The organism is Variovorax sp. 3319 (assembly GCF_031456585.1).
Lineage (GTDB): Bacteria > Pseudomonadota > Gammaproteobacteria > Burkholderiales > Burkholderiaceae_C > Variovorax > Variovorax paradoxus_P.
The window spans coordinates 167,501-182,295 of record NZ_JAVDUZ010000002.1 but is presented as its reverse complement, the minus strand read 5'-3'; the positions used below and the strand labels follow the sequence as shown (position 1 = coordinate 182,295).

At 61.3% G+C, this 14,795-nt stretch carries 12 protein-coding genes and 2 rRNA genes (1 of these 14 cut by a window edge); 8 read left to right on the top strand and 6 right to left on the bottom strand.

Going from position 1 to position 14,795, the window contains the following annotated elements:
• Positions 1-6: 6 nt before the first annotated feature.
• Genes J2X67_RS05170 through J2X67_RS05160 form a run of 3 tightly spaced genes read left to right on the top strand, consistent with a single transcriptional unit; the run spans position 7 to position 3,015 of the window.
• Complete coding sequence (locus tag J2X67_RS05170) at positions 7-837, top strand: ABC transporter ATP-binding protein (protein WP_309951130.1); 831 nt, start codon at positions 7-9, stop codon at positions 835-837.
• Positions 834-1,640, top strand: a complete 807-nt coding sequence (locus J2X67_RS05165) for an ABC transporter permease (RefSeq protein WP_309951129.1) — start codon at positions 834-836, stop codon at positions 1,638-1,640. Before J2X67_RS05170 ends, J2X67_RS05165 begins: the two co-directional genes overlap by 4 nt.
• 10 nt (positions 1,641-1,650) lie before the next feature.
• Positions 1,651-3,015, top strand: a complete 1,365-nt coding sequence (locus tag J2X67_RS05160) for an FAD-binding oxidoreductase (RefSeq protein ID WP_309951127.1) — start codon at positions 1,651-1,653, stop codon at positions 3,013-3,015.
• Between the two features lie 16 nt (positions 3,016-3,031).
• Here J2X67_RS05160 and lnt read toward each other — a convergent pair whose 3' ends face one another.
• The 4 genes from lnt to J2X67_RS05140 form a co-directional block, all read right to left on the bottom strand.
• Complete coding sequence (gene lnt / locus J2X67_RS05155; RefSeq protein WP_309951125.1) at positions 3,032-4,621, bottom strand: apolipoprotein N-acyltransferase; 1,590 nt, start codon at positions 4,619-4,621, stop codon at positions 3,032-3,034.
• Positions 4,621-5,499, bottom strand: coding sequence for an HlyC/CorC family transporter (locus J2X67_RS05150; RefSeq protein ID WP_021012634.1), 879 nt, complete (start codon positions 5,497-5,499; stop codon positions 4,621-4,623). Before J2X67_RS05150 ends, lnt begins: the two co-directional genes overlap by 1 nt.
• 163 nt (positions 5,500-5,662) lie before the next feature.
• Positions 5,663-6,391, bottom strand: coding sequence for a GNAT family N-acetyltransferase (locus J2X67_RS05145; RefSeq protein ID WP_309951123.1), 729 nt, complete (start codon positions 6,389-6,391; stop codon positions 5,663-5,665).
• Between the two features lie 109 nt (positions 6,392-6,500).
• Positions 6,501-6,974: an Lrp/AsnC family transcriptional regulator gene (locus J2X67_RS05140; RefSeq protein ID WP_157616096.1), complete on the bottom strand. Its 474-nt coding sequence runs from the start codon at positions 6,972-6,974 to the stop codon at positions 6,501-6,503.
• Positions 6,975-7,140: 166 nt separating this feature from the next.
• On the opposite strand from J2X67_RS05140, the gene hppD reads away from it, so the two are divergent.
• The 5 genes from hppD (at position 7,141) to J2X67_RS05115 (ending at position 12,766) form a co-directional block, all read left to right on the top strand.
• Positions 7,141-8,268 carry a 4-hydroxyphenylpyruvate dioxygenase gene (gene hppD / locus J2X67_RS05135; protein WP_309951120.1) on the top strand — a complete coding sequence of 376 codons (1,128 nt, stop codon included), beginning with the start codon at positions 7,141-7,143 and terminating at the stop codon, positions 8,266-8,268.
• Between the two features lie 28 nt (positions 8,269-8,296).
• The gene (locus J2X67_RS05130; protein WP_309951118.1) at positions 8,297-9,091 is read left to right on the top strand and encodes a transporter substrate-binding domain-containing protein; all 795 of its coding nucleotides are present in this window, start codon (positions 8,297-8,299) and stop codon (positions 9,089-9,091) included.
• 17 nt (positions 9,092-9,108) lie between these two features.
• The gene (phhA, locus tag J2X67_RS05125; RefSeq protein ID WP_309951116.1) at positions 9,109-9,990 is read left to right on the top strand and encodes a phenylalanine 4-monooxygenase; all 882 of its coding nucleotides are present in this window, start codon (positions 9,109-9,111) and stop codon (positions 9,988-9,990) included.
• A 154-nt stretch (positions 9,991-10,144) separates the two neighbouring features.
• Positions 10,145-11,836 (top strand): AMP-binding protein, encoded by a 1,692-nt coding sequence (locus tag J2X67_RS05120; RefSeq protein WP_309951114.1) that lies wholly within the window; start codon positions 10,145-10,147, stop codon positions 11,834-11,836.
• A complete protein-coding gene (locus tag J2X67_RS05115; protein WP_309951113.1) occupies positions 11,837-12,766 on the top strand; it encodes an MBL fold metallo-hydrolase in 930 nt (309 codons plus the stop codon). It abuts the gene before it with no gap.
• Between the two features lie 111 nt (positions 12,767-12,877).
• On the opposite strand, the gene rrf is transcribed toward J2X67_RS05115, so the two are convergent.
• Positions 12,878-12,990, bottom strand: a 5S ribosomal RNA gene (gene rrf, locus J2X67_RS05110).
• Positions 12,991-13,132: 142 nt separating this feature from the next.
• A 23S ribosomal RNA gene (locus J2X67_RS05105) occupies positions 13,133-14,795 on the bottom strand; it runs 1,211 nt beyond the window's last position.

Genomic DNA, 14,795 nt, shown 5'->3' with positions numbered 1-14,795 from the left:
TGCGCCATGAACCGCATCGAACCCCACACCCTTGCGCCGCCCGCGGTGCCCGCCGTGCCCGCGGTGGAAGTGCTCTCGGCCGAGAAGACTTACCCCAACGGCACGCAGGCGCTGCTGCCGGTGGACCTGTCCATCGCCGAAGGCGAGTTCGTCACGCTGCTGGGGCCCTCGGGTTGCGGCAAGAGCACGCTGCTGAAGATGGTGGCGGGCATGCTCGAGCCGAGCGACGGACGCTTGCTCGTGTGGCGCAAGCCCGTGGCTGAGATCCACAGCTGCCCGCACAAGCTGTCCTTTGTGTTCCAGTCGGCCACCTTGATGCCGTGGGCGAGCGTGCGCACCAACGTGCGGCTGCCGCTCGACCTGGCCGGCGTGCCGCGCAAGGAGGCCGATGCGCGCGTGATGGAATCGCTTGCGCTGGTGGGGCTCGAAAAGTTTGCCGATGCGCTGCCGCGCGCGCTCTCGGGCGGCATGCAGATGCGCGTGTCGATTGCGCGCGGCCTCGTGACGCAGCCCGACCTGCTGCTGATGGACGAGCCATTCGGCGCACTGGACGAGATCACGCGCCACAAGCTCGATGCCGACCTGCTCGACCTGTGGCGCAAGAAGAAGCTGACGGTGATCTTCGTGACGCATTCGATCCACGAGGCGGTGTTTCTGTCGACCCGCGTCGTAATGATGGCCGCGCGGCCGGGCCGGGTGGTGGAGCAGTTCCACATCGACGAGCCCTATCCGCGCACGCCCGATTTCATGGTGACGCCGGAATTCGCGCGCCACGCCAAGCGCCTGCAAGACAGCCTGCTGCGCGCGAGCCAGGGCGACGAGGAGCATGCGCAATGAAAAAGAGCACGCCCCTTCTGAGCCAGCCGCGTGTGCAGCGCGTGCTCTACCCGGTGCTGATCGGCGTGGTGCTGCTGGCGCTGTGGCAATGGATGGTGGTGGCAATGGAGCTGCCGCCGTACCTGGTGCCCTCGCCCATCCTGATGGTGCAAACGCTCGTCACCGACTGGGCGCCGCTCGGCAACGCGCTGCTCGTTACGCTGAAGATCACGCTGCTGTCGTTCGCGCTGGCCACGGTGGCGGGTGTGCTGATCTCATTTCTCTTTGTGCAGAGCAAGCGCATCGAGACCGCGCTCTTTCCGTATGCGGTGCTGCTGCAGGTAACGCCCATCGTGGCGGTGGCACCGCTCATCATCATCTGGGTGAAGAACCCGGTGGCGGCGATGACGGTGTGCGCGGCGCTTGTGGCGCTGTTTCCCATCATCAGCAACACCACGCTCGGCCTGCGCAGCATCGACCCCGACCTGCAGAGCTACTTCAAGCTCAACCGCGCCACGCGCTGGCAACAGCTCGTGCGGCTGCGCATTCCGAGCGCGCTGCCTTATTTTTTCGGCGGGCTGCGCATCTCCAGCGGTCTTGCGCTCATCGGTGCGGTGGTGGCCGAGTTCGTCGCCGGCACAGGAGGCTCCGGTGCGGGGCTGGCGTATCAAATTCTGCAGGCCGGCTTCCAGCTGAACATTCCGCGCATGTTCGCGGCCCTGCTGCTCATTTCGCTCACGGGTGTCGCGCTATTCGTGCTGATGGCCTGGCTTACCAAGCTGGCGTTGGGCTCGTGGCACGCGAGCGAACTTTCCCAGGATTGAGACCTTGATCATGAACGCTTCCATTTCCGCCATCGAACAGTTGCTGCTCGAGCTCCCCGGGCTCGACTGGATCACCGATGAAAGCCGTGTGGCGCGGCTTTCGCAAGACTTCTCGTGGTTCAGCCCGGTGCTGAACCGCCAGTTGAAGGACAAGCGCGCCGACGTGGTCGTGCGCCCGCGCACCGAGGACGAAATCCGGGCGGTGGTCGGCGCCTGCGCTCGGCGCAATGTGCCGATCACCCTTCGCGGCAGCGGCACCGGCAACTACGGCCAGACCACGCCGCTGGCGGGCGGCGTGGTGCTCGACATGACCGGCTACAACGCCCTGCTGTGGGTAAAGCCCGGCGTGGCGCGCGCGCAGGCCGGCATTCGCCTGGGCGAGCTCGAAAAGCAGACCAAGCCTTCAGGCCAGGAGATGCGCTGCCTGCCCTCCACCTACCGCAGCGCCACGCTCGGCGGGCTGTTCGGCGGCGGCTTCGGCGGCGTGGGCTCCATCAACTATGGGCCGCTTGGCGCACCAGGCAACGTGCTCGGCATTCGTGCAATGACCATCGAGGCCGAGCCGCAGATGGTTGAACTGCGCGGCGCCGAGGCCATGCGCATGCACCATCTCTGGGGCACCAACGGATTGGTGCTTGAACTGGAGGTGGCACTCGCACCCGCACACCCCTGGCTCGAAACGCTTGTGACCTTCGACAAGTTCGAAGACGCTCTGCACTTTGCCGACAAGCTCGCCAACGCGCCCGGCATCGTGAAACGGGAAATCGCTTTTTTTGCCGCACCCATTTCCGACCACCTTGCGCAGCTTGCGGCGCACCTTCCCAAAGGCTGCCACACAGTGCTGTCGCTCGTGGCCGAGTACTGCGAGCCGGCAATGCTGCAGTTTGCCGAAGCGCACGGCGGCACAGTGAGCTACCGCAAGACGGCGGCCGAAGTTCAGAAGAGCAACCGCACATTGATGGAGTTCACCTGGAACCACACGACGCTGCATGCGCTGAAGGTCGATCCGACGCTGACCTATCTGCAGAGCGGCTTTGTGCCCGGACGGCACGTCGAGCAGATCATCGAGATGGAAAAGCTGCTCGGCGGCGAAGTAATGATGCACATCGAGTTCATCCGCAATGTGGCGGGGCTCATGACGTGCAGCGGGCTTCAGCTGGTGCGCTTCAGCACCGAAGAAAGGCTCTCGGAAATCATCGATATTTACCGTGCCCACAACGTGCACATCAACAATCCGCACGTGAACATCGTGGAAGACGGCAAGGCGGGCGGTACGCTGCCGCCAGAGGTCATCGAGGTGAAGAAGCGCTTCGACCCGATGGGGCTGCTGAACCCCGGCAAGTTGCGCGACTGGCCTGTGAAGACCGCGGCCTGAGAACGATCGTTCCTGCTCAGCCCTGGCGGCGGCGCAGCGCGAAGGCAATGGCAACGATACCCAGCGCCAAGATCCACAGCGGCCAGAGCCCGAACGGTGCAACCCAGCGCGCATACGGCGTGAGCCCCTTGCGGCCTTCGACCGAGGCCTCGAGCACGCCGCGCGTAAGGCGCGGCAGCTGGTGTGTGACGCGGCCGCCAGCATCGATCACCACGGTGGCGCCGGTGTTGGTGGCCCGCACCATCGGCCGCGCGAATTCGAGCGAGCGCATGCGCGAAATGGCCAGGTGCTGGTCGATGGCTACGGAGTCGCCGAACCAGGCGATGTTGCTCACGTTGAGCAGCACGGTCGGCGCCGTGGCCTCGTTCTTGAAGTTGGCTCCGATCTCGTCGCCGAACAAGTCTTCGTAGCAGATGTTCGGCGCGATGCGCTGCCCCTGCCAGACGAAAGGCGCTTGCGCCAGGCCTCCACGGGCGAAGTCGCCGAGCGGAATATTCATCATGCGGATGAACCAGCGAAAACCCGGCGGAATGAATTCGCCGAACGGAACGAGGTGGTGCTTGCTGTAGCTATAGGGCTGCGCGGCGCCGGGTTGGAAGCCGAGCACCGCGTTGCTGTAGGTGCCTTGGCCGCCCATCGGAAGACCGACGATCGCCGCCTGCGCGCCTTGGCTGTAGCGGGCCTGGATGGCCTCCAGATAGCCGCCGGGCAATTGCTGCGGCAGCAGCGGCAACGCCGTTTCGGGCGTGACTACCAGCGAAGCCTTGGCATCGCGCAGCTGTTCGCCGTACCAGCGCAGTGCCAGGTCGATGCCACCGCCAGGAATGAATTTTTCGTCTTGCGGGATATTGCCTTGAAGCAATGCCATCTGCAGGTTGCCGCTCGAGCCCTTGTCGCCTTGCACATTGGCAGGCAGCGGCTCAATGAGGTGCGGCAGAGCGAATGCGGCGGCAAAAAGAACCAGCGATTGCACCAGCGCCACTGTGCGCGCAGGCCGTGTGAGCGCGACCAGTGCCGCCGCGATGGCCGCGACAGCGCCAATGCCGTAGACACCCATCCATGGGGCCCAGGCCGCCAGCGGACCTTCGACATGCGCGTAGCCGCCGGCACCCCAGGGGAAGCCGGTGAACCAGCTGCCGCGCACCAGTTCGGCCAGTGTCCACAGTGCGGCGAAGAGCAAGGCACCGGCCACGGGTCCGCGCGGCCCGCGAACGACGAACCAGGCACAAGCCACTGCGTAGTAAAGGCCGAGCGCCGCCGCAAGCGCGAGCACCGCAATGGCCGCCAGCGGCGCCGGAAGCCCGCCGTAGGTGTGCATCGAGATGAAGAGCCACCAGAAGCTGCCGGTGAGCCAGGCCGTTGAGAAGAGCCAACCATGCAGGCCGGCACGACGCCAGCCGGCGCCTTCTGAACGCAGCCGGTCCAGCAGGCCGACGAGCACCGCTATCGAGGCCAGCTGCAGCCACCATAGCGGCTGGCCGTTCGTAGGCCAGGCTATGGATGCAGCCTGTGCGAGCCCCGCAAAAACGAAGCCGAGAAGGCGCAGCAGGCCGACGGCAGAAAGAATGCGCGAGGTGCGGAGCGTCGCCGCTGCAGGCAGCGGCATCAGTCGGCCGCGTCGCTGCCGCGGGCCGGGGACACCTTGAACCAGCGTACCGCGCCGCCCTTGGTGTGCAGCACCACGAAGTCGAAGCCGCCGATGGCGTGATGCTCGCCGCGCTTGGGCACATGGCCCATTTCATGCGCGATGAGGCCGCCGATGGTGTCGAAGTCTTCGCTCAGCTGTTCTTCGTCGAAGACGATGCCGAAAGCCTCGGCAACGCGCTCGATCGGCGTGTCGCCCGAGACGCGGTAGGTGTGGTCGGCCAGGCCGAAGATGTCGCCCTCGTCTTCGGCAATGTCGAATTCGTCTTCGATCTCGCCGACGATCTGCTCGAGCACGTCTTCGATGGTAATGAGGCCGGCCACGCGGCCGAACTCGTCGATGACGATGGCCAGGTGATTGCGGTTGCCGCGAAATTCGCGCAGCAGGTCGTTCAGGCCCTTGCTCTCGGGCACGAAGGTGGCCGGACGCAGCAGGGCGCGAATGTTGAGCCCCGGCGCGCGCTGCAGCTTGAGCAGGTCTTTCGCGAGCAGGATGCCGATGATGTTTTCTTTTTCGCCCTCGTACACCGGAAAGCGCGAGTGCGCGGTGTCGATGACCAGGTGCAGCAGCGCGTCGAAGGGCGCGTCGATGTTCACCAGGTCCATGCGCGGGGCGGCGACCATCACGTCGCCGGCCGTCATGTCGGCCATGCGCAGCACGCCTTCGAGCATCACGCGCGACTCTGCGCCGATCACCTCGTTGTCCTCGGCGTCGGCCAAGGTTTCGATCAGCTCGTCGCGCGAGTCGGGACCGGGATGGATGAATTCGGCCAGCTTCTGGAGAAAGCCACGCTTGTCTTCCCGTTCAACGGGTGCGCGTTCAGGGTGAGGTTCGGCCACTTCGGGAGGCGTAGTTGAAGAGATACAAGGATACCGGATTGCGTGTGACAGGCTCTACCCCTGGCACTCCAGCCATCTCGCAATTCCGCTACAGGACGAAACAAGAGCGTAGCTTGCCAGCGGCAATGCCCCGTTTCAGGCCTGTTGGCCCGCTACCGGGCCGCTATTGCGCCGACTTGCCGCGGGCGTCGCGAATGCCGCTGCGCACTTCCTGCAGGCTAGCGAGAAAAGCCCAGAACTGCTTCGCGCGGGTCTTGAGGTGGTAGTCGACCGCAGCATATTGCTCGAGCGCGATTTCGCTCATGCGGCTGTCGAAGGTGGCGCTCGGCAGCTGCAGATGCGCCTCCGACTCCGAGCCGCTGCGCACCACGGTCGCGCCGGCGTTGCGGGCGATCTTGAGCATTGCGGCGTTTTCGCTCAGCGCATGAATGAAGAGCATGCCGACGCCCTCATTGCGCGCCACCACCACGGCCCGCTCGAACAGCCGGGCGCCGTAGCCGCGGCCGCGCGCATGCGCCGCCACCGAAACACCGAACTCTGCGCAGTCGCTGTGCTGGTCGTCCGGTGCGAAGGCCAAGTGAGCCATCGCGATCAGGTCGAGACGGCGGTTGTAGATACCGAAGAGCTCGTCGCGGTCGAAGTCGAGGCCGTCGACATAGCGCTGCACCTGCTCATCGGACGCGGCATAGCCGAAACGCAGGTAGCGGTCGTGAGGGCTCAAAGCCAGCAGGTGGCGCGCGATGCGGTCGCGTTCGCGCGGGCCGATGGATCGGATCGGCACCATGACGGGTTGAGGCGCGAAGGCCGCGCGCGGTTGCGCCTCAACCATCGGAGCCTTCAGGAAAGAACCGAGGCCGAGAGACGCTTTGAGAAGGGTCTTGGCGGTGAGCATGGTCCAAATATAAGGGTTTTCCCTTAATCAACAAGTCCGAATGGGTACTTCCGGTTGTCATTTGTGAACCAATGCCAAAAGGGTGTTTTATTCGAGCAACTGATCGTTGCTAAACCGGCACAGCCGTTGTGGCCTTGACACGGTCGAGCACAAAGCTGGTCTTGCAGTCTTCGACGCTGGGGTGCTTGAGCAGGGTGTCCATGATGAAACGGCTGTAGTGGCCCATGTCGGCGACCACGACGCGCAAGAGGTAGTCCATTTCACCGGTGAGCGCTGCGCATTCCACCACCTCGGGCCAAGTCTGCACGCTGGCCCGGAACAGGTCCATAGGGTTGCGCTTGTGGCTTTCGGTGTGTTTTTCCAGGCGAACGTTCAAGTATGCGGTGAGTCCCAGGCCGATGACTTCCGGGCGAACGAGCGCAACGTAGCGATCGATGACGCCGCTTTCTTCCAGCCGCTTGACGCGCCTGAGCACCGCGCTGGGAGATAGGCTGACCTGCTCGGCGATCTGGTCGTAGGTAGCACGGCCATCTGCTTGCAGCGTGCGCAATATGAGTCGATCGATCTTGTCGAGTGCTTCCATATTGCTATTTTTGCAGTTTTTGTGCGTCAGCACCACGGATGGCGCCCAATAACGCTGAAAACATGAGCGACATCCGTCCTACATTGCAGCAAAGGGCGCTTCGGTGCGCTTTTTCGCAATATTTCTGTTTCTTTATCCATTCGAACCCACCTCCGGAGACCCCTTTATGAGCCATATCGACGCCCCCGCCTTCACGCCTTGGGAGAACCCGATGGGGACCGACGGCTTCGAGTTCATCGAATACGCGGCGCCGGATCCGGTTGCCATGGGCCAGGTGTTCGAGCGCATGGGCTTCACGGCGGTGGCCAAGCACCGCCACAAGAACGTGCTGCTGTATCGCCAGGGCACGATCAATTTCATCGTGAATGCCGAGCCCGACTCGTTCGCGCAGCGCTTTGCGCGCGAGCACGGCCCGAGCGTCTGCGCCATTGCGTTTCGGGTGCAAGACGCCAAGCAGGCCTACGAGCGCGCCATCTCGCTCGGCGCCTGGGGTTTTGCAGACAAGGCGGGGCCTGGCGAATTGAATATTCCCGCCATCAAGGGCATCGGCGACAGCCTGATCTACCTGGTCGACCGCTGGCCCGGCAAGAACGGTGCGAAGTCGGGCGACATCGGCAACATCGGTTTTTACGACGTCGACTTCGAGCCGCTCCCGGGCGTGGCCTCGCAAGACGCGCTGGCGCCCAAAGGCAACGGCCTTACCTACATCGACCACCTCACGCACAACGTGTACCGGGGCCGGATGAACGTGTGGGCAGGCTTCTACGAAAAGCTCTTCAACTTCCGCGAGATCAAGTACTTCGACATCGAAGGCCAGGTGACAGGCGTGAAGAGCAAGGCCATGACCAGCCCGTGCGGCAAGATCCGCATTCCGATCAATGAAGAAGGCAAGGAGCAGGCGGGCCAGATCCAGGAGTACCTGGACATGTACCGCGGCGAAGGCATCCAGCACATCGCAATGGGCTCGGACAACCTGTACAAAACGGTCGATGCGCTGCGCGCCAAGGGCGTGACGCTGCTCGACACCATCGACACGTATTACGAGCTGGTCGACAAGCGAATTCCCGGACACGGCGAAAGCGTGGCCGAACTGCAGAAGCGCAAGATCCTGATCGACGGCAAGAAGGATGCGCTGCTGCTGCAGATCTTCAGCGAAAACCAGCTCGGCCCGATCTTCTTCGAGTTCATCCAGCGCAAGGGCGACGACGGCTTTGGCAACGGCAATTTCAAGGCGCTGTTCGAGAGCATCGAGCTCGACCAGATGCGTCGTGGCGTGCTGGCGGCCCCAAAATAAGCGCCTCTTTCATTGCACAGGAGCCTTCATGCGCAGCACGTTCTCAATCGGCCTGACCCTTGTCGCGGCGGCCGCCGTTCTTTCCGGTTGCGCCGTGGCCCCTGCCGTGCCCACGGCAGGTTCGCATCTGGATGCGGTGCAGAAGGCTGCCGTGCTGCGCATCTGCACGCCGGGCGACTACAAGCCGTTCAGCTTCCAGAAGGCGGACGGATCGTTCGAGGGCATCGACGTCGACCTGATGGCGAGTTTCAGCTCCAGCTTGGGCGCCAAGCCGGAGTGGGTCAAGACCACGTGGGCAAACCTGCTGCCTGACCTTGCGGCGGGCAAATGCGACATTGCTGTCGGCGGTGTCTCGGTAACCACCGACCGGCAGAAGCGCGCTTTCTTCAGCGCGCCGTACATGGTGAACGGCAAGGCGCCCATTGCGCGCTGTGCCGACGTTGCCAAGTACCAGAGCGTGGCGGATATCGACAAGCCTTCGACCCGGGTCATCTTCAATCCGGGTGGCAGCAACGAGCGTTTTGCACGAGCCAACTTCAAGCAGGCCAAGCTCACGCTGCACGGCGAGAACGTGACGATCTTCGACGAGATCCTGACCAACCGCGCCGATGTGTTCGTGACCGAGTCCGCTGAAGCCATCACACAGCAGAAGCTCAAGCCCGGACTCTGCGCCATCAACCCCGAGAAGCCGTTGCAGTACGGCGAAATGGCCTGGATGCTGCCGCGCGACGACGTGGCTTTCAAGGCCTATGTCGACCAATGGCTGCACCTGCAGCAAGCCGGCGGCGATTTCCAGCGCGTGATGAATCGCTGGCTCAAATAACCCGAGAGTAATCTTCCATGGACACCCCCGCCCCTGCCACTGCCGCCGTCAAACCCGCTGTGTACGGCGCGTCGGATCGCCCGCCTCGAGGCGACTACTCGCGTGGTGGCGCGGTGCATGCCGACTACACCTGCCCGCAGGACTGGGCGAGCTATACGCCGGCCGACCACGACACCTACAGGCGGCTCTATGAGCGGCAGGCCGCGCAACTGCCCGGCCTTGCCTGCGATGCGTTCATCAATGCGTTGCCATCGCTCGGCGTGAAGGACCGCATTCCGCGCTTTGAAGAAATCAACGAGCGGCTGCATCGGGCTACCGGCTGGGAGATCGTCGCTGTGCCGGGGCTGATTCCCGAGTTGCCGTTCTTCACCTTGCTTGCGAATCGCAAGTTTCCAGTGACCGACTGGATCCGCAAGCCGGAGGAGTTCAACTACATCGTCGAGCCCGACGTGTTCCACGACCTGTTCGGCCACGTGCCGATGCTCTTCGACCCGACCTTCGCAGACTACGTGCAGCGTTATGGCGAGGGCGGCATCAAGGCGCACGAACTGGGTGCCGGCGAGAAGCTCGCGCGGCTGTATTGGTACACGGTGGAGTTCGGACTCATCCGCCAGCCGGATGGCCTGCGTGCATACGGTGCGGGCATCCTGAGTTCGGTGGGCGAGCTGCAGCACGCGGTGCGCAGCGGCGAGCCGCACCGGCTGCCGCTCGACCTGCTGCGCACCATGCGCACGCGCTACAAGATCGACACGTACCAAGCGAACTATTTCGTGATCGAGAGCTTTGCGCAGCTGTTCGAGCTGACGGCGCCTGATTTCACGCCCCTCTACCGGGCATTGGAAGTCGAGCCCGATATCCCGGCTGGAGTGCTGCTTCCCGGCGAGTCCGGCAAGGCCTGAAAACAAGCCGTTCGCGCGAGGGCGCAGCCCCTTGCCCGGAGACGGATGGCACCGGGCAGCTATCGCACGCGCGACAGTGGTTGCCATCGTCCTAGGAGAAGCCCGCTAGTGGCCGGACGCACCTGACTCCCACAATTCGCGCAAAGGAGCTTGCATGCAAACATCCGCGCGACAAAACTATCCGGCCGACGTCCCTCAGGAGATCAATCCCGAGCAATACCGGTCTCTGACCCACATGTTCGACGAGGCTTTCAGCCGCTACGCCGAGCGGCCGTTCTCGGTTTGCATGGAGCGCTGGATGTCGTACGGAGAGCTTGACACGCTCTCGAAGGCGCTGGGTGCCTGGCTTCAATCGCTCGGCCTCGAACCCGGCGCGCGAGTGGCCATCATGCTGCCCAACGTCCCTCAGTTTGCCGTGACGATGTGCGCCGTGCTGCGTGCAGGCTATACCTGCGTGAATGTCAATCCGCTCTACACGGCGCGTGAACTCGAGCATCAGCTCAAGGACTCCGGCGCCACGGCCATCGTCATTCTCGAGAACTTTGCTTCGACGCTGGAACAAGTGATCGAGCGCACACCCGTCAAGCATGTGGTCGTCACTTCGATGGGCGATCTGCTGGGCGGTTTGTATGGCGCCTGGATCACTGTGGCGGTTCGTCACCTGGCGAAGATGGTCCCGCCTTACAAGCTGCCGCTGACCGATGGCCGCACGGTTACGGAATTTTCAAAGGCCATTGCCGATGGGCGCGGTCGACCGCTGGGCCCGGATCAAAGTACGCTCGATTCGATCGCCTTCTTGCAGTACACAGGCGGCACGACTGGCTTGTCAAAGGGCGCGGTGCTGACCCATCGCAATATTGTTGCAGCAACCCTGCAGGCTGAGGCGTGGTTCACGCCGGCCCTTTCACGCGCGGGCGACTTGTCGAAGGTCAACAGCATTGCGGCATTGCCGCTGTATCACATTTTCGCGCTCACGCTGTGCCTCTTGGTCATCCGCCAGGGCTCGCACATGACGCTGATTCCGAATCCGCGGGACTTTGACAAATTTGTTGCGGTGCTCAAGAAGCGTCCGTTCCACATGCTGCCGGCAGTGAACACGCTGTTCAATGCGCTGCTGATGCACCCACAGTTCAAGTCGATCGATTTTTCGACGCTGTTCGTCTCGCAAGCAGGCGGCATGGCCGCATCGGAAGGTACGGCACAGCGATGGTTCGAGGCGACCGGATGTCCGATGATCGAAGGCTGGGGCATGAGCGAAACCTGTGCAATCGGTACGAACAACCCAGTGTCGAATACAAAGTTCACCGGCACGATCGGCTTGCCGCTGCCGAGCATCGAGATTGCAATAAAGGACGACGAAGGGAATTCCCTGCCCGTTGGAACCGCGGGCGAGCTTTGCATCAAGGGCCCCAATGTGATGACGGGCTATTACAACCAGCCCGTGGAAACCGCGGCCGCCTTCACCCCTGACGGGTTCATGCGCACCGGCGATATTGCGCTCATGCAAGAAGACGGCTACAGCCGCATCGTCGATCGCAAGAAGGACATGATCCTGGTCAGCGGCTTCAACGTTTTCCCGAACGAGCTCGAGAATGTGATTTCGCTGTGCCCGGGTGTTGTCGAATGCGCCGCAGTCGGCGTACCGGATGAGAAGCAAGGTGAGGCGATCAAGGTGTTCGTCGTGCGCAGGGATCCGACGCTGACGGAAGATACCGTGCTTCAGTACTGCAATAGCCAGCTCACTGGCTACAAGCGGCCCAAGCACATCGAGTTTCGTGAATCGCTACCGAAAACGAACGTCGGAAAGATTCTGCGCCGCGAACTCAGAACCAGCGCAGGCGCCTGAATGCGCGAAGGCCCCGCGGCCGGTCTTCCGGCGAATCTCGTGGTCTTCGAGCGCGGCTGGCTCTCTTCTAACAACATCCTGTTCGTTGGCGCGGAAGAGACTGCGCTGGTCGACACTGGCTATGTCACGCACGCCGACCAGACCCTGGCGCTTGTTGAATCGGTTCTTGGGGCGCGGCCGCTCGACCGGTTGCTGAACACGCATCTGCACAGCGACCATTGCGGTGGCAACGCTGCGTTGCAACACCGCTACCCGGCCGTCCGGACGAGTATTCCCCCCGGCGAGGCGGCCTTGGTTGAGCGCTGGGACGAAAGCGGGTTGAGCTTTCTTGCGACGGGCCAGACGTGCCCGCGGTTCGGATTCACCGGGCTGCTGCAGCCTGGAACTGAGTGCTTCCTGGGTGACAAGCCTTGGCAGGTACACGGGGCACCAGGCCACGACCCTCATTCGGTCATCCTGTTCGAGCCCATCTCGCGAACACTGATTTCGGCGGATGCCCTTTGGGAAAACGGTTTTGGTATTGCCTTCCCCGAGTTGACCGGAGAGCCCTCCTTCGGAGATATAGCGGCAACACTGGACTCGATTGAGGCGTTGGCGCCCCTTCAAGTGATCCCCGGTCATGGAGCTGTTTTCAGTCAGGTTGAAAAGGCATTGGCCATAGCGCGCCGCCGGCTCGATAGCCTTCAGCACGATCCTGTAAAGCATGCTCGGCATGCCATCAAGGTGCTGATGAAGTTCAAGCTGCTCGAGGTGCAGTCCATCGCACTGCACGATTGGGCTGAGTGGCTTCGAAGCGCGTCATATTTTGGTGTTATCCACTCACGCTTCTTTGCCGATACGGAACTGGATCAATTGGCTGAAGACATCTTGGCCGAATTGATCGCTGCTGGGGCGGCCGAGCGGGACTCGTCGCTCCTCCGCAATATTTGACGCTTGTCGATCAGAAACAAAAAAAGCGCGCCATCGAAGGATGGCGCGCTTTTTTAAAGCTCAAAATGAAAAAGCCCAACACGCTGTGTTGGGCTTTTCCTGGCTGTAAGAGCCTGACGATGACCTACTTTCACACGGGAACCCGCACTATCATCGGCGCTGACGCGTTTCACTGTCCTGTTCGGGATGGGAAGGAGTGGTACCACGTCGCTATGGTCATCAGGCATAACTTGTTGTCTGGCTGATCACATGATCAGTCAAACGAATTCATAGAGTTTGGAATCAGCACGCAGTGACTGCGCTGCTTGAATGTATTTTGAATGCGTCAACTTGGCATAACACCTTGATCAGACTGATCAAAGTTATAGGGTCAAGCCGCACGAGCAATTAGTATCAGTTAGCTTAACGCATTACTGCGCTTCCACACCTGACCTATCAACGTCCTGGTCTTGAACGACTCTTTAGGGGGCTCAAGGCCCCGGCAGATCTCATCTTGAAACGAGTTTCCCGCTTAGATGCTTTCAGCGGTTATCTCTTCCACACTTAGCTACTCGGCAATGCCACTGGCGTGACAACCGATACACCAGAGGTGTGTCCACTCCGGTCCTCTCGTACTAGGAGCAGGCTTCCTCAAATCTGCAGCGCCCACGGAAGATAGGGACCAAACTGTCTCACGACGTTTTAAACCCAGCTCACGTACCTCTTTAAATGGCGAACAGCCATACCCTTGGGACCGGCTACAGCCCCAGGATGAGATGAGCCGACATCGAGGTGCCAAACACCGCCGTCGATATGAACTCTTGGGCGGTATCAGCCTGTTATCCCCAGAGTACCTTTTATCCGTTGAGCGATGGCCCTTCCATACAGAACCACCGGATCACTATGTCCTGCTTTCGCATCTGCTCGACTTGTCAGTCTCGCAGTTAAGCACGCTTATGCCATTGCACTATCGTCACGATGTCCGACCGTAACTAGCGTACCTTCGAACTCCTCCGTTACGCTTTGGGAGGAGACCGCCCCAGTCAAACTGCCTACCATGCACTGTCCCCGATCCAGATAATGGACCTAGGTTAGAACCTCAAACACACCAGGGTGGTATTTCAACGTTGGCTCCACAAGATCTAGCGACCCTGCTTCAAAGCCTCCCACCTATCCTACACAGATCTGTTCAAAGTCCAATACAAAGCTACAGTAAAGGTTCATGGGGTCTTTCCGTCTTTCCGCGGGGAGATTGCATCATCACAAACATTTCAACTTCGCTGAGTCTCAGGAGGAGACAGTGTGGCCATCGTTACGCCATTCGTGCAGGTCGGAACTTACCCGACAAGGAATTTCGCTACCTTAGGACCGTTATAGTTACGGCCGCCGTTTACTGGGACTTCAATCAAGAGCTTGCACCCCATCATTTAATCTTCCAGCACCGGGCAGGCGTCACACCCTATACGTCCACTTTCGTGTTTGCAGAGTGCTGTGTTTTTAATAAACAGTCGCAGCCACCGATTTTTTGCAACCCATTCATGCTTCGTTGTTCACTACACACTAATAGGGCACACCTTCTTCCGAAGTTACGGTGTCAATTTGCCGAGTTCCTTCTCCTGAGTTCTCTCAAGCGCCTTAGAATACTCATCTCGCGCACCAGTGTCGGTTTGCGGTACGGTCGTATATAGCTGAAGCTTAGTGGCTTTTCCTGGAACCTCGTTCAGTCACTTCACGGACAAGTCCGCTCGATCGTTGGCCTCGGTATATGTGCACCGGATTTGCCTAATGCACGCCTACATCCAACTAAACCAGAATAATCCAATAACTGGATGACCTATTAAGATCCGTCCCCACATCGCACTATATATCGGTACAGGAATATTGACCTGTTTCCCATCAGCTACGCATCTCTGCCTCGCCTTAGGGGCCGACTCACTCTACGCCGATGAACGTTGCGTAGAAAACCTTGCGCTTACGGCGAGGGGGCTTTTCACCCCCTTTAACGCTACTCATGTCAGCATTCGCACTTCTGATACCTCCAGCACGCTTT